We start from the raw sequence: 18638 nt of genomic DNA, 5'->3' as shown, positions 1-18638 counted from the left end.
CGAGCTGCGGTGGGATGCCTCCAGCCTCCCGGCCCCGGCCGGTTCCCGGCAGTGCCGCCGTGTCAGCGAACGCCGTGCGGATCCGCACCCCGGAACGTGACAAATGTCACTGCCATATGCTCGGATCCATGCCCCCGGAACCCGCCCGCAGCGTCCGCGCGACCTGGCTCTACACGCTCGTGTCGATCGTGTTCTTCTACGGGTTCTTCGATCTCATCGTCGGTCTCACGCTCTTCGAGGCCTACCTCACCGAACGGTCGCCGCTCATCCTCGCAGCGCTCGTGCTCCAACTGCTCGCCACCGCGGCGCAGCTCCGTTACTGCTGGTTCCTCCACCTCGGCCGCGGCGGGGGGCTGCCGCATCCTGCCTGGACCGTCGTCCTGCTGCTCCCCGCCGCCCTCGTCTGGGCGCTCGGGCTCCTCGCGCCCGGACTGGCGCTCACGAGCGCGATGCCGCTCTGGGCCGCCCTGACCCTCATCGCGCCGCTGCTGCCGAAGCCCAGGCGCGGTCAACTGCTGGCCGTCGGCGCCGCGGTGACCGTGGCGCACGTGGTGGCAGCCGCCACGCTGCACGGCGGCGCCGAGACCGCCCGCGAGCAGTCCACCGGCTGGATGATCGGCTTCTTCGCGGTCATGCTGCCGATCATGGCCCTCACCAGCCTGTGGTGGTGGGAGGTGGTCGTCCGGCTCGACCGGAACCGACGCACCGCCGGCGAACTCGCCGTGACGCAGGAGCGGCTCCGCTTCGCCTCCGATCTCCACGACATCCAGGGCCACCACCTGCAGGTGATCTCGCTGAAGTCCGAGCTCGCCGAGCGACTCCTCGAGCGCGACCCCGAGCGCGCTCGCGCCCTCGTGCACGAGGTGCGGCTCATCGCCAAGGACGCGCTCGAGGAGACGCGCTCCCTCGTCGCGGGCTACCGCCAGGTCGCGTTCGACCAGGAGCTCGAGAACGCGCGCGAGGTCCTCACCGCCTCCGGGGCCGTCTGCACGCTGCGGCTCGGGCCCGTGCCGAGCGACGACGAGGTGCAGCGCGCGCTGGGCTCCGTGGTGCGCGAGGGCACGACGAACATCCTCCGGCACAGCGAAGCGCGCGCCGTCACGATCGAGCTCGTGACGCGCGGCGAACGCTGCGAACTGCGGATCACGAACGACGGGGTCGCGGCGCCGGCAGACGGCGCTCGGCGGTCCGATCAGGGGCCCGGCAGCGGCCTCGACGGCCTCCGCGAGCGACTGACGGCGATCGGCGGCGCGTTCAGCACCGAGGCGGACGCCGCAGCCGGCACGTTCCAGGTCGTCGCGAGCGTCCCGATGCCCGCCGGGGTGCCCGCATGACCCGCGCCGATCCCCTCGCCCCGCCCATCCGGCTGCTCGTGGCCGACGACGAGCACCTGATCCGCGGCGCGCTCGTGGCGCTGCTCGACCTCGAACCGGACATCGAGATCGTCGCGAGCGCCGACACGGGCACCTCCGCGGTCGCGCAGGCCGCAGCGACGCGCCCCGACGTGTGCCTGCTCGACCTCGAGATGCCCGACGCCGACGGCGTCGAGGCCGCCGCGCGCATCCTCGCGACGGTGCCGACCCGGGTCGTCATCGTGACCCGGCACGCCCGCCCCGGGGTCTTGCGCCGGGCGCTCGCCGCGAAGGTGTCCGGTTTCGTGCCGAAGTCGACGCCGGCGGAGAGCCTCGCCGACGTCATCCGCGACGTCGCCGCCGGGCGCCGGTACATCGATCCGGAGATCGCCGCCGCGGCGCTCACCGCCGAGCGCTGCCCGCTGACCGACCGGGAGCTCGACGCCCTGCGGCACAGCCGCTCGACCCTCAGCGTCCAGCAGATCGCCGAGCGGCTGCACCTCGCCCAGGGGACCGTGCGGAACTACCTCTCCTCCGCCATGACCAAGCTGGACGCGGCGTCGCGGCACGAGGCCGCGGAGAAGGCGTGGCAGCAGGGCTGGATCTGAGTCCGGATCACCGGGGCCGGGCTCGGCGGTTCAGCCGGCCGTAGGCCAGGCCTCCGCGATCGTGCGGCGCACCTCGCCGAGGAGCTGCGGCAGCGCCTTCGTGCCCGCGATGATCGGGAAGAAGTTCGAGTCCGAGGCCCAGCGCGGCACGACGTGCTGGTGCAGGTGCTCCGAGATGCCGGCCCCGGCGATCCGCCCCTGGTTCATGCCCAGGTTGAACCCGTCGCAGCGCGAGACGGCGCGGATGACCCGCATCGCCGTCTGGGTGAGCTCGCCGATCTCGGCGACCTCCTCGGACGTGGCCTGGTCGTAGGTGGCGATGTGCCGGTAGGGGCAGACGAGCAGGTGCCCGCTGTTGTACGGATAGAGGTTCAGCAGGGCGTACGCCGTGCGCCCGCGCGCGACGATGAGGGCGTCCTCGTCGCTGCGCTCGGGCGCTCGGCAGAACGGGCACTCGTGCGACTCCGGCTCGCCCTGCTGGATGTACACCATCCGGTGCGGCGTCCAGAGCCGCTGGAACGCGTCGGGCGCCGCGGCGAACTCCTCGGACGACTGCACCCGCAGCTCCTCGTCGGCCGCCCCGGTCATCCGAACAGGTCGTCCCGGCTCGTCACCTGGCGGTGGTCGCGGATCGACGCGAGCACGTGCTCGATCGCCTCGTCGACCGCGACGCCGTTCTCCTGGGTACCGTCGCGGAACCGGAAGCTCACGGTGCCGGCCGAGCGGTCGTTCTCGCCGGCGATGAGCTGGAACGGGATCTTCTGCGTCGTGTGCGTGCGGATCTTCTTCTGCATGCGGTCGTCGCTCGTGTCGAGCTCGGCCCGCACGCCCGCGACCCGCAGCCGCTCGACGATGTCGCCGAGGTAGGGCGCGAACTCGTCGGCGACGGGGATGCCGACCACCTGCACGGGGGCGAGCCACACCGGGAACACGCCCGCGTAGTGCTCGAGCAGGATCGCGAAGAAGCGCTCGATCGAGCCGAACAGCGCCCGGTGGATCATGATCGGGCGGTGCTTCTCACCGTCGGATCCGGTGTACTCGAGCTCGAATCGCTCGGGCAGGTTCGGGTCCACCTGCACCGTGGAGAGCTGCCAGGTGCGCCCGATGGCATCGCGGGTCTTCAGGTCGATCTTCGGCCCGTAGAACGCCGCCTCGCCGGGCACCTCGGTGAGCTTCAGCCCGCTCGCCACGGCGACGTTGCGCAGCGCGTTCGTGGAGTACTCCCAGAACTCGTCCGAGCCGATCCACTTGGACTTCTCGTCGTCGCGCATCGAGAGCTCGAGTTCGAAGTCCTCGAGGCCGAAGTCGCGCAGCATCGAGATGACGAACTCGAGCACGCGGGTCGCCTCGGCCTCCAGCTGCTCGGGCGTGACGAAGAGGTGCGAGTCGTCCTGGGTGAAGCCGCGCACCCGGGTGAGCCCGTGCAGGGCTCCCGAGAGCTCGTTGCGGTAGACCGTGCCGTTCTCGGCCAGCCGCATCGGCAGGTCGCGGTAGCTGCGCGCCCGCTCCTTGTAGATGAGGATGTGCATCGGGCAGTTCATGGGCTTCAGGTAGTAGTCCTGGCCCTGCTTCGTGACGTTGCCCTCGGCGTCGCGCTCCTCGTCCATGACGATCGGCGGGAACATGCCCTCGCGGTAGGTGACGAGGTGGTTCGACTGGAGGAAGAGGTCCTCCTTCGAGATGTGCGGCGTGTACACGTAGGTGTAGCCGCCCTCGATGTGCCGGCGACGGGCGTGCTGCTCCATCTCGCCGCGGATGATGCCGCCCTTCGGGTGCCAGACCGAGAGCCCCGAGCCGATCTCGTCGGGGAAGCTGAAGAGGTCGAGCTCCTTGCCGAGCTTGCGGTGGTCGCGCTTCGCGGCCTCCTCGAGGCGGTGCTGGTAGGCGCGCAGCTCGTCCTTCGTCGGCCAGGCGGTGCCGTAGATGCGCTGGAGCTGCGGGTTCTTCTCGCTCCCCCGCCAGTAGGCGCCGGCGACGCGCATGAGCGCCCAGCCGTTGCCGATCATGCGGGTGTTCGGCAGGTGCGGCCCGCGGCAGAGGTCCTTCCAGGCGACCTCGCCGGTCTTCGGGTCGACGTTGTCGTAGATCGTCAGCTCGCCGCCGCCGACCTCGACGTTCTCGTTGTCGTCTCCGGTCGAGGCGCTGCCCTTCAGCCCGATGAGTTCGAGCTTGTACGGCTCGTTGGCGAGCTCGGCGCGCGCCTCCTCGTCGCTCACGACGCGGCGCACGAAGCGCTGGCCGGCGCGGACGATGCGCGACATCTCCTTGTCGAGCGCCTTCAGGTCGTCGGTGCTGAACGCCTCGGCGACGTCGAAGTCGTAGTAGAAGCCGTCGGTCACGGGCGGGCCGATGCCGAGCTTCGCCTCGGGGTTCACGTTCTGCACCGCCTGGGCGAGCACGTGGGCGGTGGAGTGGCGCAGGATGTTCAGGCCGTCGGGCGAGTCGATCGTGACCGGCTCGACGACGTCGGTCTCCGTGACCGTGGTCGCCAGGTCCTTGAGCTCGCCGTTGACGCGCATCGCGACAACGGAACGGTCGGTGAAGAGCTCGAAGCCGTCGGTCACCTGGTCCACTCCCATTTAGCTGGATCCCACCGCGCGGGCATCCCGCCCACCGCGGTCCGGGATCGTCGATCATCCGGATGTCGCGGCGCGCACGTCGTGAGAACCGCGCCGCCCCTCAACTGTAGTCGCGTGCTGGGCGACCGCGCGCCGAGGCGCGCACCGCGGACGACGCCGGGCAGAGGCCGGATACGACGAACGCCCCGGCGTCTGCCGGGGCGTTGCTGTGTGGTGGGCGATACTGGGATCGAACCAGTGACCTCTTCCGTGTCAGGGAAGCGCGCTACCGCTGCGCCAATCGCCCGTGTCAAGTCGAAAGAATTCGGCTTGGAGGTGGATACGGGATTCGAACCCGTGTATACGGCTTTGCAGGCCGCTGCCTCGCCTCTCGGCCAATCCACCGTGTCTGGGTTCACCACCAGAAACCAGAAACGGGCTTTCGCCCGGTTCTGATCAGAGCGGATGACGAGACTCGAACTCGCGACCCTCACCTTGGCAAGGTGATGCGCTACCAACTGCGCCACATCCGCGTTGTCGCCGTTTCCGGCAACACAGAAACTGTAACCGAAAGGGTGAACGATTCACAAACCGAGGATGGCTCCCCCACTGTTCAGCCAGGTCAGCTACGGAATCCAGCCGTGCAACCCGGGCGTGTCGAGTCCGTTTCGGGGGCGTTGCCGACCTTCGGGGCGGAGCCGGACACGCCCGGGATCCGAGGCCCGCCCGCCCGATGTGCATTCACCCCTCGGCGTCGGCTACTATCGAACCCGCGGCACGACGCGTTCGTGCCCGAATCCCCTTGGGCGATTGGCGCAGCTGGTAGCGCGCTTCCTTCACACGGAAGAGGTCGTCGGTTCGAGCCCGGCATCGCCCACCAGAGAAGCCCCCGGCAGACGCCGGGGGCTTCGTCGTTCTCGGACGAGGTCCGCGTGGATCGACGCCGCCGTCAGCGCCAGCCGTAGCGGCCGCGCAACGCCTCGGCGACGAGCCGGTAGCGGGCCTCGTCGAGCGAGGCGGCCTCCCGGCGCATCCCGTCGCCGTGCACCAGGAAGATCCGGTCGAGCCGCACCCAGCTCGGCCGGCCCTCGGCATCCCAGGGGCCGGTGCCGAGCCCCAGGTAGTCGCGATCCCCCGACCGGCCCTTGCTCGTGAGCTGCACCGCGAGGAAGCGATCCCCGTCGCCGGCGGCGACGATCACGACCGGGCGATCCTTGCCCCGGCCGTCGTGCTCCTCGAACGGCACCCAGGTCCACACGATCTCACCGGGATCCGGCTCGCCGTCCGGCGTCGGAGCGTAGCTCAGCACGACCCGACCGAGGCCTCGCGGGTCGACCTCCTGCGTCGCGGATGCGCCGGACTGCCCCGGCGACAGGACGTCGGTCGTGGTCCCGCCCCGGCCGGATGCGCCGCTCGCACGTGCCGCCCGAGACGAGGCGCCCGGCCCTCCGCTGCGCGCCTGGCCGCTCGATCGGAACGCCTGACCGATCGCACGAACGAGGGCGGTGAGGAAGCGGCTGGCGTCTGACACACCGGCACACTACCCCACCGCCCCCGAGTGGCGGATCGGCGCTAGACGAGCTCGAGCTTGTACGCGTCCTCGCCGTGCACGGCGGTGTCGATGCCCGCGATCTCGTCCTCGTTGCGCACCCGGAAGCCCATGATCTTCTGGATCGCGAAGCCGATCACGAACGTCAGCCCGAACGAGTAGGCCAGCACCGCGAAGGCCGCGATCGCCTGCACCGCGAGCTGCGTGAGCTCGCCGCTGTAGATGAGCCCGGTGCCGTTCGCGAAGATGCCGAGGTACAGCGTGCCGATGAGGCCGCCCACGAGGTGGATGCCGACCACGTCGAGCGAGTCGTCGAAGCCGAACTTGAACTTCAGGTCGATCGCGACGGCGCAGACCGCGCCGGCGACGAGGCCGAGCACGATCGCCCACACCGGGGTCAGGGATGCGCACGCGGGCGTGATCGCCACGAGGCCGGCCACGGCGCCCGACGCGGCGCCGACCGAGGTGGGCTTGCCGTCCTTGATCTTCTCGACGAGGAGCCACGCGAGGAGCGCGGCGGCCGGGGCGGCGATCGTGTTCACGAAGGCGAGGGCGGCGGTGCCGTCCGCGGCGAGCTCGGAGCCCGCGTTGAAGCCGAACCAGCCGAACCAGAGGAGCCCGGCGCCGAGCAGCACGAACGGCGGGTTGTGCGGCACGTGCGCGCCCTTCGAGAAGCCGACGCGCTTGCCGAGGACGAGCGCGAGGGCGAGAGCCGCGGCGCCTGCGTTGATGTGCACGGCGGTGCCGCCGGCGAAGTCGATCGCCCCGACGCCGAAGGCCTGCTGCAGGCCGTAGGTGATCCAGCCGCCGTAGGCGAAGCTGCCGTCGTCGGCCAGTCCGAAATTGAACACCCAGCTCGCGACCGGGAAGTACACGACGACCGCCCAGATGCCGGCGAAGACCATCCACGCGCCGAACTTGGCCCGGTCGGCGATCGCCCCCGAGATGAGCGCGACCGTGAGGATCGCGAAGGTCGCCTGGAAGGCCACGAAGGCGAGCGGCGGGAACGCGGCGCCCTCCGGCGTCTCGAGCAGGCTCTGCAGGCCGAGGGCCGACCAGTCGATCGCCCAGGGCGCGCTGAGCCCCTCGGCGGCGGGGAACGCGATGGCGTAGCCGAAGAGCACCCAGAGCACGCCGATGAGGCCCATCGCGCCGAAGCTCATCATCATCATGCTGATGACGCTCTTCGCCTTCACGAGGCCGCCGTAGAAGAACGCGAGCCCTGGCGTCATCAGCAGCACGAGTGCCGCCGCGATCAGCAGGAACGCGGTGTTGCCTTGGTCCATCTCGAAACCTCTCTCGGGTGCAACCGGGGATCCAGTGGGCCCAGTGTCACGAGAGCTGGTTTCGAACGACGCCTCGTCGTGTTTCGGTCCGGTTACGGAGCGGGCGCTCCCGTAAACAGCAGGTTTCGGCGCAGTCGGGTCGCGCGTCAGTCGTGCGGCGGCAGCTCGCCCGAGGTCAGTGCGATCATGCGGCTCATCGAGCGGAGGTACTTCTTGCGGTAGCCGCCCGCCATCATCTCCGCGTCGAAGACCTCGTCGAGGGGGATGCCGCTCGCGATGAGCGGCACCTCGGCGTCGTACACGCGGTCGATGAAGGCGACGAGGCGCAGCGCGGCGTTCTGGTCGTTCAGCTCGTGCGCGCCGGTGAGGGCGATCGCGTCGACGCCGTCGATGAGCCGCACGTACTTCGACGGGTGGACCGTGGCGAGGTGGGCGATGAGCTCGTCGAAGCCGTCGAGCGAGGTGCGGTGCCCGTTGGCCGCGAGCGCCTCCGCCGTGCGGCGGACGGCCGCGTCGTCGCCCGCGACGACCGCATGCCCCTCGGTGTCGCGACGGCGGTAGTCGAGCCCGTCGATGCGCAGGGTCTCGAAGTTCGAGGAGAGCGCGTGGATCTCGCGCAGGAAGTCGGCCGCGGCGAAACGCCCCTCGCCGAGTGCGTTCGGCGGGGTGTTGCTCGTCGCGGCGACCCGCGTGCCGCCCGCCATCAGCTCGCCGAGGAAGCGGGTCATCAGCATCGTGTCGCCCGGGTCGTCGAGCTCGAACTCGTCGATGCACACGAGCTTCGCCCCGCGGAGCAGCTCGACCGCCTGCGCGTAGCCGAGCGCCCCGACGAGCGCCGTGTACTCGATGAAGGTGCCGAAGTACTTCGGGCCGTGGGCGACGTGCCAGAGCGCGGCGAGGAGGTGGGTCTTGCCGACGCCGAAGCCGCCGTCGAGGTAGACGCCCGGCAGCTCGATGCGGGCCGGCCGCTTGCGGGAGAAGAAGCCGCCCGGGCGCTGGGCGGCGCGCCAGGCGCCTGCGAACTCCTTGAGCCGGGCGAGCGCCGCCTGCTGCGAGGGGAAGTCCGGGTCGGGCCGGTACGAGTCGAAGGACGCGTGCTCGAACTGCGGCGGCGGGGTCAGCGCGGCGGCAATCTCGGCGCCCGTGATGGTCGGGTTCCGCTCGATGAGCCGGACGAGCGTGCTGGCCTCAGCCGTGGTCATGTTCAGGGGTCTCCCGTGTTGCATCCGATGACGGCCCCTGTGACTTCGACCGGCGCGCCGCGTAGATTCGAGTTGGATTTCGCCACCAGCCTAGTCCGCTCCCCGAACCCCCACGCCCGACCGGGCGCCCGCAGGAGGCCAGCATGTCCGTCGCGTTCGACCCCGCCGAGAAGTTCGCCGAGTACGCCCACCCCGAGCGACTCGTCTCCACCGAGTGGCTCGCCGAACGCCTGGGCGAACCGGGTCTCGTGGTGGTGGAGTCGGACGAGGACGTGCTGCTCTACGAGATCGGCCACATCCCCGGTGCGGTGAAGATCGACTGGCACACGGAGCTCAACGACCCGGTCGTCCGCGACTACCTCTCCGGCGAGCAGTTCGCCGCGCTGCTCGGCTCGAAGGGCATCGCCCGCGACTCGACCGTCGTCATCTACGGCGACAAGAACAACTGGTGGGCCGCGTACGCGCTCTGGGTGTTCACCCTCTTCGGACACGAAGACGTGCGGCTCCTGGACGGCGGCCGCGACCTCTGGATCGCCGAGGGCCGCGAACTCACCACCGCACCGGCCGAGGTCACGCCGGTCGAGTACCCGGTCGTCGAGCGCGACGACACCGTCGTCCGAGCCTTCAAGGAGGACGTGCTCGCCCACCTCGGGAAGCCGCTCATCGACGTCCGCTCCCCCGAGGAGTACTCGGGCGAGCGCACCACGGCCCCGGCGTACCCCGAGGAGGGCGCCCTCCGCGCGGGGCACATCCCGACCGCGGCGTCGGTGCCCTGGGCGCGCGCCGCCGCGTCCGACGGCACCTTCCGCCCCCGCGCGGAGCTCGACGCCATCTACCGCGACGAGGTCGGCCTCGAAGACGACGACGAGATCGTCGCCTACTGCCGCATCGGTGAGCGCTCGAGCCACACCTGGTTCGTGCTCACGCATCTGCTCGGCTTCGAGCAGGTGCGGAACTACGACGGCTCGTGGACCGAGTGGGGCAGCGCCGTGCGCGTGCCCATCGTCACCGGGGAGGCGCGCGGCGAGCTGCCCGCGCGCTGACCCGCGAGTGCGGTTCGGCGGTGCCGGCAGCGGCGGCGCCGATCGGTGCGAGAATCGAGGGGATGGACGACACGGCACTCCCCGACCGGCTCGCCGAGACCCGCGACGACTTCCTCGCGCTCGAGGTGAAGGACCGCCTCCAGCTCCTGCTCGAGTTCTCGAACGAGCTGCCGGAGCTGCCCGAGCGCTACGCCGATCACCCCGAACTGCTCGAGCGCGTCGAGGAGTGCCAGTCCCCCGTCTACCTCTTCGTCGAGGTCGATGACGGCCGAGTGCACCTGCACGCCACCGCGCCGCGGGAGTCACCGACCACCCGGGGCTTCGCCTCGATTCTCGTGCAGGGGCTCGACGGGCTCACCCCGCAGAAGGTGCTCGACGTCCCCGCCGACTACCCGCAGTCGCTCGGGCTCGGGCAGGCGGTGTCGCCGCTGCGGGTGCGGGGCATGACCGGCATGCTCGCCCGCATCAAGCGCCAGGTGGCCGAGCGCGGCGCCTGATCGCTGGCGATCAGCGGGCGGTGAGCCACTCCGAGATGAGCGAGCTCCAGCGCTCCGGATCCTCGTTCCACAGCTTGGTGTGGCGCGCGCCCTCGAAGATCTCGAACTGGACGAGATCGGGACGGGCCTCCGCCAGGCGCCGCGAACCGTCGATCGGCACGAAGCCGTCGTCGACGCTGTGCAGCAGCAGCATCGGCACCGCCAGTTCGTCGGCCCGCTCGGCGGCGTCGAGTTCGGCGAGGTCGATGGGCTCGGCGAGGCCCGCGAGCCCCGACCCCAGCCGGTCGCGCAGCACCCGGCTCACGACGACGGCGAACTCCGCGGGCAGCCGGTAGAGCGTGCCCTGGAAGCGCAGGATGTCCGCCCAGTCGACCGCCGGCGACTCCAGGATGAGGCCGCAGACCGCGTCGGCGACGCCCGGCGAGCGGAGCATCGCCTGCAGCACCGTGCCGCCGCCCATCGACCAGCCCATCAGCACGATGCGCCGCGCACCGTGCTCCTGGGCGTAGGCGACGGCCGCCTCGACGTCGCGCCACTCGGTGCTGCCGAGACCGAAACGGCCGTCGCCGGAGGCCGGCGCCTCCCCGTCGTTCCGGTAGGAGATCAGCAGGGTGTCCCAGCCCTGCGCACGAGCCGGCGCGACGGCCCGGAGGCCTTCGGGGCGCCTGGCCCCCCAGCCGTGCACCTGGATGACCCAGTCGCCACCCGGCTCCTCGGCGGGGACGTGCCAGGCGGGGGCCGGTCCGACCGGCGTCTGGATCGCGACGTTCTCGTAGGGGATGCCGAGCTCCCACGGCCCCAGGTGGTACCAGCCGCTCATCCGCCCGCGCTGCGCACGCTCGAGGCGGCCGAAGTCGATCGACTCGATGACTCGGCGGACTCCGCGCGGCCCGTCGTCGAGGACCTCGCCGAGTCGGGCGTATCCGGCGTCCCGGTCGAACCAGAACCCGTAGCGCCCGGCCATCCGCGCTTCGTCCGACGGCGCCAGCAGGATCTCGTTCCTGGGGCGGTCGACGCCGAGGATGCGGACGTCCTCCTCGCGCTCCAGCGGCGGAGTGACCACCTTGCGCGCGAACCGCACCCCGATCGCGGCGGTGACCGTCGCCGCGACCGCCGCCGTCAGCGCGACGACCCCGATCGCGATCCCGACGCCCTTCGCGATGCGTGCTCCCCCTGGCATACGTCCCCCTCCGGTCGATCCCGTCGAGGTGGTGCCGGTCGGACCGGCGTGCCGCCGACATCCGCCTCGACGCAGACTCTAGTCTGCACTCGTGCCCGACTCAGCGACGCGACCGCCCCACGAGTTCGAGGTCGCGCTCGAATCCATCCGAGCGGCCTCGCCCCGAAGCGAGCTCCGCGTGTCCGAGATCCCCGCGCCCGCGGCCCTCGCCCCCTACGCCACTGCGCTGTCGGCGGACGTGCTGCCGAGCCGGCACGCCGACTCCGAGCTCGGCACCGGCCGCTTCGTGCTCCTGTACGACCCCAGCGAGCCGGAGCAGTGGGGCGGACGGTTCCGCGTCGTCTGCTTCGCGCAGGCGCCGCTCGAGACCGACATCGGCCTCGACCCGTTCCTGGCCGACGTGGCCTGGTCCTGGCTCGTCGACGCCCTCGACGCCAGGGGCGCGAGCTATGTGGCGGCCTCGGGCACGGCGACGAAGATCCTCTCCACTGGCTTCGGCGAACTCGCCCAGCAGGGCGACGGCGCGCAGATCGAGCTGCGCGCCTCGTGGACCCCCCTCGACCCCCGGATCGACGCGCATGTGGAAGGCTGGGGCGAGTTGCTGTGCATGCTCGCCGGGCTGCCGCCCCGTTCCGAAGGGGTGACGACCCTACTCAGACGGAGGAACCGTGACTGACTACCGGGTGATCGACACGCCGGAAGCCTTCGCGGCCGCGGTCGACCGGATCGCCGACGGCGACGGCCCCATCGCGGTCGACGCCGAGCGGGCGAGCGGGTTCCGCTACTCGCAGCGCGCGTACCTCATCCAGCTGTTCCGGCGGGGCTCCGGCACCTTCCTCTTCGATCCGCCCGCGCTCGGCGAGTTCGGCCGGCTGCAGGAGCTCGTGCACCACGACGAGTGGGTGCTGCACGCGGCCAGTCAGGACCTCGCGTGCCTCCGCGAGGTCGGGCTCGACCCGGAGCGCATCTTCGACACCGAACTCGCCGCGCGCCTCCTCGGCATGCAGCGCGTCGGTCTCGCCGCCGTCGTCGAGGAGCTCCTCGGCGTCACCCTCGCGAAGGAGCACTCCGCGGCGGACTGGTCGACCCGGCCGCTCCCCCAGCCGTGGCTCACCTACGCGGCGCTCGACGTCGAGCTGCTCGTCGATGTGCGCGACCGCCTCGCCGAAGAGCTCGTCGCCGCGGACAAGGCGCGGATCGCCGAGCAGGAGTTCGACGCCGTCCTGCACCGCGAACCGAAGCCGGCGGCGAACGAGCCCTGGCGCCGGCTCTCCGGAATCCACGCGCTGCGTTCGCCCCGCAATCTCGCGGTCGCCCGCTCGCTCTGGCTCGCCCGCGACGAACTCGCCGTCGAGCGCGACGTGGCGCCAGGGCGACTCGTCCCCGACTCGTCGATCCTCACCGTCGCGAAGGCCATCCCGCGAAGCCGCCGGGCGCTCGCCGATATGAAGGACTTCAACGGCCGGGCGAGCCGCAGCGAGCTCGACCGGTGGTGGAAGGCCGTCGAGGCCGCCATCCAGACGAACGACCTGCCGGCCGCGCGCGTGCCGAGCGACGCGCCGCCGCCCCCGCGCGCCTGGGCGGCGCGCAACCCGGAGGCCGACGCGCGTCTTCGCCTGGCCAAGGAGGCGGTCGCCGAGGTCGCCGAGGAGTACGGGATGCCGGTGGAGAACCTGCTCACCCCGGACACGCTGCGTCGCGTCGCCTGGCACCCGCCACTCGAGCTCGACGCCGCAGCGATCTCGGCCGCGCTCGCCGAACACGGCGCCAGGCCCTGGCAGCTTGAAGCCACCGCACAGAGAATCGCTGCGGCCTTTAGCGAGGCGGCACAAAGCATTCAGGACGCCGAGGACAGCGCTTCGTAGGTTCCGTCAAGCGATTCCGCCGCCGCGAGGACGGCTTCGTAGGATCGAATCATTCCTGATCCGAAAGGGAGCTGCAGCGTGGCTGAACGAGCTGATGTCGTGTTCGTCGACGGGGTCCGGACCCCGTTCGGACGAGCCGGTGAAAAGGGCATGTACTGGAACACCCGGGCCGACGACCTCGCGGTCAAGACCATCACGGGGCTCCTCGAACGCAACCCCTCCCTGCCCCCGGCGCGGGTGGACGACGTGGCGATCGCCGCGACCACCCAGCAGGGCGACCAGGGCCTGACCCTCGGCCGCACCGCCGCGATCCTCGCGGGCCTGCCGATGAGCGTGCCCGGCTTCGCGATCGACCGCATGTGCGCCGGCGCGATGACCGCCGTCACCACCACCGGCTCCGGCATCGGCTTCGGCCAGTACGACGTGGTCATCGCCGGCGGGGTCGAGCACATGGGGCGGCACCCGATGGGCCTCGACGCCGACCCGAACCCGCGGTTCCTCGCCGAGAAGCTCGTCGCCGCCGATGCGCTCAACATGGGCAACACCGCCGAGCGGCTCCACGACCGCTTCCCCGAGCTCACCAAGGAGCGCGCCGACCGCTTCGGCATGCTGAGCCAGCAGAAGGTGCAGGCCGCCTACGACGCCGGGAACATCCAGCCCGACCTCGTGCAGGTCGCCCTGCGCACCGAGTCGGGCTGGGGCCTCGCCACGGAGGACGAGGGCCGCCGTCCCGAGACGACCATGGAGGGCCTCGCGACGCTGAAGACGCCGTTCCGCCCGCACGGCCGGGTCACCGCGGGCAACGCCTCGCCCCTCACCGACGGCGCCACCGCCGCGATCCTCGCCAGTTCCGACGCGGCCAAGGAGCTCGGCCTCACGACGAAGATGCGCATGGTCAGCTTCGCCTTCGCCGGCGTCGAGCCCGAGGTCATGGGCATCGGGCCCATCCCCTCGACCGAGAAGGCGCTGAAGCGCGCCGGCCTCGACATCTCCGACATCGGACTGTTCGAGCTCAACGAGGCCTTCGCCGTGCAGGTGCTGAGCTTCCTCGACCACTTCGGCATCGCCGACGACGACGAGCGCGTGAACCCCTGGGGCGGCGCCATCGCCATCGGCCACCCCCTGGCCGCGTCGGGCGTGCGCCTGATGCTCCAGCTCGCCCGCCAGTTCGAGCAGCGCCCCGACGTCCGCTACGGCGTGACCGCGATGTGCGTCGGCCTCGGACAGGGCGGCACCGTCATCTGGGAGAACCCGCACCACAAGCGCTACGGAAAGGGTCGTTGAGCGACATGACCGACTACTCGAAGATCGATTTCTCCGAGCTCGCCGCCATGTCGGCCGATGAGGTCGTCACACACTCCTACGTGCGCGACGTCCGACTGCCGTCCGGCAAGACGCTGGCCCTCATCACGCTCGACAACGGGCGCGACCACACCCGGCCCACGACGCTCGGTCCGGTGACGCTGCTCGAGCTCGACGAGCGGCTCGTCGAGCTGCAGGCGCGCGCTACGGCGGGCGAGATCGATGCCGTCGCGATCACCGGCAAGCCGTACTTCCTCGCGGCGGGCGCCGACCTCTCGAAGGTCGGTGAGATCCCGAGCCGCGAGGTCGCGCTCAAGATGGGGCAGCTCGGCCACTTCGTGCTCGGCAAGCTCGGCGAGCTCGGCGTGCCCTCGTTCTGCTTCATCAACGGCCTCGCCCTCGGCGGCGGGCTCGAGATCGCGCTGAACTCCGACTACCGCACGGTGGACTCCTCCGCGCCCGGGATCGCCCTGCCCGAGGTCTTCCTCGGCATCATCCCCGGCTGGGGCGGCGCGTACCTGCTGCCGAACCTGATCGGCATCGAGAACGCGCTCAAGGTCGTCGTCGAGAACCCGCTGAAGAACAACCGCATGCTGAAGGCGAAGGACGCCCTCGAGCTCGGCATCGCCGACGCGATGTTCGCGCCGGTGAACTTCCTCGAGGACTCGCTGAAGTGGGCCGACGGCGTGCTCGGCGGCGCGCAGGTGAAGCGCCCGAACACGCCGGGCAAGCTCGAACGGCTCGCGAAGTGGGACGTCGCGATCGGCATCGCGCGCAAGACCCTCGAGGCCCGCATCGGCTCCGTCGCGAAGTCGCCCTACGCCGCGCTCGAGCTGCTGAAGGCAGCCAAGAGCGGCACGAAGGCCGAGGGCTTCGCCCGTGAGGACGAGGTGCTCGCCGAGCTCATCGCCGGCGACCAGTTCCGCGCCTCGATCTACGCGTTCAACCTCGTGCAGAAGCGCGCCAAGCGGCCGGCGGGCGCCCCCGACCGCGAGCTCGCGCGCAAGGTGACGAAGGTCGGCATCATCGGTGCCGGGCTCATGGCGAGCCAGTTCGCGCTCCTCTTCGTCCGCCGCTTGCAGGTGCCGGTCGTCATCACCGACCTCGACCAGGCACGCGTCGACAAGGGCCTCGGCTACATCCGCGACGAGATCGGTGCGCTCGAGCAGAAGGGCCGCATCGACGCCGACGAGGCGAACCGGCTCCGCGCCCTCGTCAGCGGCACGACCGACAAGGCCGACTTCGCCGACTGCGACTGGGTGATCGAGGCCGTGTTCGAGGACTTGACGGTGAAGCAGCAGGTCTTCGCCGAGGTCGAGCCGCACCTCGCCGAGACGGCGATCATCGCGACGAACACCTCTTCGCTCTCCGTCGAGGAGATCGGCGCGAAGCTCGCCCACCCGGAGCGCCTCGTCGGGTTCCACTTCTTCAACCCGGTTGCGGTGATGCCGCTCATCGAGATCGTGCGCACGCCGAAGACCGACGATGCGACGCTCGCGACCGCGTTCGCGACCGCCGCGAAGCTGCGTAAGAGCGCCGTCCTCACGGCCGACGCCCCGGGCTTCGTCGTGAACCGCCTGCTCGCGAAGGTGATGGGCGAGGCGGCGCGCGCCGTCGACGAGGGCACTCCGGTTCCCGTCGTCGAGAAGGCGCTCGCCCCCATCGGGCTCCCGATGGGCCCGTTCGAGCTCATCGACCTCGTCGGCTGGGCGGTCGCCGCGCACGTGCAGGACACGATGGTGCGGGAGTTCCCGGAGCGCTTCTACGCCTCGGAGAACATGCACGCGCTCTCGAAGCTCGGCTCGCCGGTCGTCGAGAAGGACAAGCACGGCAAGGTCGTCGACCTCAGCAAGGAGGCGAAGAAGGCGATCACGGTGGGCAAGACCCCGGTGGATGCCGCGACGATCCTCCGCCGCGTGGAGGACGAGCTCGCCGGCGAGATCCACCTCATGCTCGAGGAGCAGGTCGTGGCCGCCGCGGAGGACATCGACCTCTGCCTCATCCTCGGCGCGGGCTGGCCGTTCCAGGCCGGCGGCGCGACGCCGTACCTCGACCGCGTGGGCGCCTCGGAGCGGGTCTTCGGCGACACGTTCCACCACCCGCCGGTGCGCGGCGTCGGCGCCTGAGCCGAGCAGACGCACGGGAACGGCCCGCGACGATCTCGTCGCGGGCCGTTCCCGTACGGAATGCCGGCGCGGTCAGTCGGCCGCGCGAGCGACCACCGGTTGCGCGCCGGTGTCGCCCGAGACACCGCGGGCGTGCGGCAGCTTGGTGCCGAGCACCATCGCGGTGACGTCGTGGGCGATGTGCTGCGGCGTGAGCCCCACCCGCTCGAGGATCTCGGCGCGCGAGCCGTGGTCGAGGAATTCGTCGGGCAGGCCCAGTTCGGTCACGGCGGTGTCGACGCCGGCCTCACGGAGATCCTGCCGGATGCGAGTGCCCACGCCGCCGACCCGCACGCCGTCCTCCAGGGAGACGACGAGCCGATAGTCCGCGGCGAGCCGCACGACGCTCTCGGGCACGGGAACGACCCAGCGCGGATCGATCACCGTCGCGCCGATGCCGTGCGCCTCGAGCCGCTTCGCCACGTCGAGGCCGATGCCCGCCATGGGGCCGACGGTCACGATGAGCACGTCGCGGCGCTCGGACTCGACGAGCACGTCGACGCCATCGGCCGTGCGGCGGACCGCGTGGTACTCGGTGCCGACGGAGCCCTTCGGGAAGCGCAGCACGGTGGGCGCGTCCTCGACGCGCACCGCCTCGCCGAGCTCCTCGGCCAGGCGCACCGAATCGCGCGGAGCGGCGATCCGGATGCCGGGGACGACCTGCAGGATCGACAGATCCCAGACGCCGTGGTGACTCGGCCCGTCGGGCCCGGTGACTCCGGCGCGATCGAGCACGAAGGTGACGCCGGCCTTGTGCAGGGCGACGTCCATCAGCAGCTGGTCGAACGCGCGGTTCATGAAGGTGGCGTAGACGGCGACGACGGGATGGAGCCCGCCGAAGGCGAGCCCGGCCGCGCTCGTGACCGCGTGCTGCTCGGCGATGCCGACGTCGAAGACGCGGGCCGGGAAGCGCTCCGCCATGCGGTGCAGGCCGGTGGGCCGCAGCATGGCCGCGGTGATGCCCACGAGCCGTTCGTTGTGCTCGGCGAGCTGCACGAGCTCGTCGGCGAAGACGCTCGTCCAGCTCTTCGCGCCGCTCGTGTCGAGCGGTTCGCCCGACTCCGGGTCGATCTGCCCGACGGCGTGGAACTGGTCGGCCACGTCGTTGCGGGCGGGCTCGTAGCCGCGGCCCTTCTCGGTGATCGCGTGGACGATGACCGGGGCGCCGTAGTTCTTCGCCTGCCGGAGGGCGTCCTCCATCGCGTGCTCGTCATGCCCGTCGACGGGGCCGACGTACTTGATGTCGAGGTTCGAGTAGAGCGCCTCGTTGTCGGTGAAGCGGGAGAGGAACCCGTGCAGGCCGCCGCGCACGCCGCGGTAGAACGCCTTCGCCGGTCCGCCGAGCCGCTCGAAGGCCTCGCGGCTGGACAGGTGCAGATTGCGGTAGGTGCGCTTCGTGCGCACGGAGTTCAGGAAGCGGGCCATGCCGCCGATGGTCGGGGCGTAGGAGCGGCCGTTGTCGTTCACGACGACGATGAGCTTGCGGGTGTTGTCGTCGGAGATGTTGTTGAGCGCCTCCCACGTCATGCCGCCCGTGAGCGCCCCGTCGCCGACGACGGCCACGACATGGCGGTCGTGCTGCCCGGTCATCTCGAACGCCTTCGAGATTCCGTCGGCCCACGAGAGCGAGCTGGAGGCGTGCGAGGACTCGACGATGTCGTGCTCGGACTCGCTGCGCTGCGGGTAGCCCGCGAGGCCGCCGTTCTGGCGCAGGGTCGAGAAGTCCTGACGGCCGGTCAGCAGCTTGTGCACGTACGACTGGTGGCCGGTGTCGAAGACGATGGCGTCCTGCGGCGAGGAGAACACCCGGTGTATCGCGATCGTGAGCTCGACCACGCCGAGGTTCGGGCCCAGGTGCCCGCCCGTCTTCGCGACGTTCGCGACGAGGTGCTCGCGCACCTCCTCCGCGAGCTGGTCCAGCTGCTCCCTCGTGAGACCGTCGAGGTCACGAGGGCCTCTGATCGTCTCCAGCAGGGTCATCTGCGCCGCCTTTCCGTGCGCCGCGAAGTGGGGGTGCGGCATCCGTCGATT

At 71.0% G+C, this 18638-nt stretch carries 15 protein-coding genes and 4 tRNA genes; 9 read left to right on the top strand and 10 right to left on the bottom strand.

The genetic code is table 11. The features are described 5' to 3' along the window. Nucleotides 1-128: 128 nt before the first annotated feature. Nucleotides 129-1334: a sensor histidine kinase gene (locus tag MTP13_RS13365; protein WP_243568218.1), complete on the top strand. Its 1206-nt coding sequence runs from the start codon at nucleotides 129-131 to the stop codon at nucleotides 1332-1334. Continuing rightward, nucleotides 1331-1960: a response regulator transcription factor gene (locus tag MTP13_RS13360; RefSeq protein WP_243568217.1), complete on the top strand. Its 630-nt coding sequence runs from the start codon at nucleotides 1331-1333 to the stop codon at nucleotides 1958-1960. Before MTP13_RS13365 ends, MTP13_RS13360 begins: the two co-directional genes overlap by 4 nt. Before the next feature lie 30 nt (nucleotides 1961-1990). Here MTP13_RS13360 and MTP13_RS13355 read toward each other — a convergent pair whose 3' ends face one another. The 5 genes from MTP13_RS13355 to MTP13_RS13335 form a co-directional block, all read right to left on the bottom strand. Continuing rightward, the gene (locus MTP13_RS13355; RefSeq protein WP_243568216.1) at nucleotides 1991-2548 is read right to left on the bottom strand and encodes an HIT family protein; all 558 of its coding nucleotides are present in this window, start codon (nucleotides 2546-2548) and stop codon (nucleotides 1991-1993) included. After that, nucleotides 2545-4539, bottom strand: coding sequence for a threonine--tRNA ligase (thrS, locus tag MTP13_RS13350; protein WP_243568215.1), 1995 nt, complete (start codon nucleotides 4537-4539; stop codon nucleotides 2545-2547). Before thrS ends, MTP13_RS13355 begins: the two co-directional genes overlap by 4 nt. A 211-nt stretch (nucleotides 4540-4750) precedes the next feature. Beyond that, nucleotides 4751-4825: transfer RNA gene (locus MTP13_RS13345), tRNA-Val, on the bottom strand. A gap of 24 nt (nucleotides 4826-4849) precedes the next feature. Beyond that, nucleotides 4850-4923 (bottom strand) — tRNA-Cys (locus MTP13_RS13340). A gap of 55 nt (nucleotides 4924-4978) precedes the next feature. After that, nucleotides 4979-5051, bottom strand: a tRNA-Gly gene (locus MTP13_RS13335). Nucleotides 5052-5322: 271 nt separating this feature from the next. On the opposite strand from MTP13_RS13335, the gene MTP13_RS13330 reads away from it, so the two are divergent. Continuing rightward, nucleotides 5323-5398 (top strand) — tRNA-Val (locus tag MTP13_RS13330). 69 nt (nucleotides 5399-5467) lie between these two features. Here the strand turns inward: MTP13_RS13330 and MTP13_RS13325 are convergent. From MTP13_RS13325 to zapE, 3 genes are all read right to left on the bottom strand, one after another. After that, nucleotides 5468-6049 carry a type II toxin-antitoxin system PemK/MazF family toxin gene (locus tag MTP13_RS13325; protein WP_243568214.1) on the bottom strand — a complete coding sequence of 194 codons (582 nt, stop codon included), beginning with the start codon at nucleotides 6047-6049 and terminating at the stop codon, nucleotides 5468-5470. 41 nt (nucleotides 6050-6090) lie between these two features. Beyond that, on the bottom strand, nucleotides 6091-7353 hold the full coding sequence (locus tag MTP13_RS13320) for an ammonium transporter (protein ID WP_189084874.1): 1263 nt from the start codon (nucleotides 7351-7353) through the stop codon (nucleotides 6091-6093). 146 nt (nucleotides 7354-7499) lie between these two features. Next, nucleotides 7500-8555 (bottom strand): cell division protein ZapE, encoded by a 1056-nt coding sequence (gene zapE, locus MTP13_RS13315; RefSeq protein ID WP_243568213.1) that lies wholly within the window; start codon nucleotides 8553-8555, stop codon nucleotides 7500-7502. Between the two features lie 143 nt (nucleotides 8556-8698). On the opposite strand from zapE, the gene MTP13_RS13310 reads away from it, so the two are divergent. Then, nucleotides 8699-9598, top strand: a complete 900-nt coding sequence (locus MTP13_RS13310; RefSeq protein ID WP_243568212.1) for a sulfurtransferase — start codon at nucleotides 8699-8701, stop codon at nucleotides 9596-9598. Between the two features lie 62 nt (nucleotides 9599-9660). Continuing rightward, nucleotides 9661-10095, top strand: a complete 435-nt coding sequence (locus MTP13_RS13305; protein ID WP_243568211.1) for a SufE family protein — start codon at nucleotides 9661-9663, stop codon at nucleotides 10093-10095. 10 nt (nucleotides 10096-10105) lie between these two features. On the opposite strand, the gene MTP13_RS13300 is transcribed toward MTP13_RS13305, so the two are convergent. Next, nucleotides 10106-11275 (bottom strand): alpha/beta hydrolase family protein, encoded by a 1170-nt coding sequence (locus MTP13_RS13300; RefSeq protein WP_243568210.1) that lies wholly within the window; start codon nucleotides 11273-11275, stop codon nucleotides 10106-10108. Nucleotides 11276-11366: 91 nt separating this feature from the next. On the opposite strand from MTP13_RS13300, the gene MTP13_RS13295 reads away from it, so the two are divergent. From MTP13_RS13295 to MTP13_RS13280, 4 genes are all read left to right on the top strand, one after another. Next, on the top strand, nucleotides 11367-11951 hold the full coding sequence (locus MTP13_RS13295; protein WP_243568209.1) for a DUF3000 domain-containing protein: 585 nt from the start codon (nucleotides 11367-11369) through the stop codon (nucleotides 11949-11951). Next, nucleotides 11944-13140, top strand: coding sequence for a ribonuclease D (locus MTP13_RS13290; RefSeq protein ID WP_243568208.1), 1197 nt, complete (start codon nucleotides 11944-11946; stop codon nucleotides 13138-13140). The genes MTP13_RS13295 and MTP13_RS13290 overlap by 8 nt, the downstream gene beginning before the upstream one ends. 78 nt (nucleotides 13141-13218) lie before the next feature. Further along, complete coding sequence (locus MTP13_RS13285) at nucleotides 13219-14424, top strand: thiolase family protein (protein WP_243568207.1); 1206 nt, start codon at nucleotides 13219-13221, stop codon at nucleotides 14422-14424. Nucleotides 14425-14429: 5 nt separating this feature from the next. Next, on the top strand, nucleotides 14430-16568 hold the full coding sequence (locus tag MTP13_RS13280) for a 3-hydroxyacyl-CoA dehydrogenase NAD-binding domain-containing protein (RefSeq protein ID WP_243568206.1): 2139 nt from the start codon (nucleotides 14430-14432) through the stop codon (nucleotides 16566-16568). Nucleotides 16569-16640: 72 nt separating this feature from the next. Here MTP13_RS13280 and dxs read toward each other — a convergent pair whose 3' ends face one another. Beyond that, nucleotides 16641-18587, bottom strand: a complete 1947-nt coding sequence (gene dxs / locus MTP13_RS13275; RefSeq protein WP_243570833.1) for a 1-deoxy-D-xylulose-5-phosphate synthase — start codon at nucleotides 18585-18587, stop codon at nucleotides 16641-16643. Nucleotides 18588-18638: the final 51 nt, after the last annotated feature.

It is taken from the genome of Agromyces soli, assembly GCF_022811605.1.
Classification (GTDB): domain Bacteria; phylum Actinomycetota; class Actinomycetes; order Actinomycetales; family Microbacteriaceae; genus Agromyces; species Agromyces soli.
Note: the sequence above shows the minus strand (reverse complement) of the source record. Positions and strands in the feature narration are given on the sequence as shown.

Excerpts from the sequence above, each read along its gene's own strand:
- dxs (WP_243570833.1), bottom strand. The coding sequence starts at position 18,587 with ATGACCCTGCTGGAGACGATCAGAGGCCCTCGTGACCTCGACGGTCTC.
- MTP13_RS13300 (WP_243568210.1), bottom strand. The coding sequence starts at position 11,275 with ATGCCAGGGGGAGCACGCATCGCGAAGGGCGTCGGGATCGCGATCGGG.
- thrS (WP_243568215.1), bottom strand. The coding sequence starts at position 4,539 with ATGGGAGTGGACCAGGTGACCGACGGCTTCGAGCTCTTCACCGACCGT.
- MTP13_RS13280 (WP_243568206.1), top strand. The coding sequence starts at position 14,430 with ATGACCGACTACTCGAAGATCGATTTCTCCGAGCTCGCCGCCATGTCG.
- MTP13_RS13360 (WP_243568217.1), top strand. The coding sequence starts at position 1,331 with ATGACCCGCGCCGATCCCCTCGCCCCGCCCATCCGGCTGCTCGTGGCC.
- zapE (WP_243568213.1), bottom strand. The coding sequence starts at position 8,555 with ATGACCACGGCTGAGGCCAGCACGCTCGTCCGGCTCATCGAGCGGAAC.
- MTP13_RS13305 (WP_243568211.1), top strand. The coding sequence starts at position 9,661 with ATGGACGACACGGCACTCCCCGACCGGCTCGCCGAGACCCGCGACGAC.
- MTP13_RS13320 (WP_189084874.1), bottom strand. The coding sequence starts at position 7,353 with ATGGACCAAGGCAACACCGCGTTCCTGCTGATCGCGGCGGCACTCGTG.
- MTP13_RS13310 (WP_243568212.1), top strand. The coding sequence starts at position 8,699 with ATGTCCGTCGCGTTCGACCCCGCCGAGAAGTTCGCCGAGTACGCCCAC.
- MTP13_RS13355 (WP_243568216.1), bottom strand. The coding sequence starts at position 2,548 with ATGACCGGGGCGGCCGACGAGGAGCTGCGGGTGCAGTCGTCCGAGGAG.
- MTP13_RS13365 (WP_243568218.1), top strand. The coding sequence starts at position 129 with ATGCCCCCGGAACCCGCCCGCAGCGTCCGCGCGACCTGGCTCTACACG.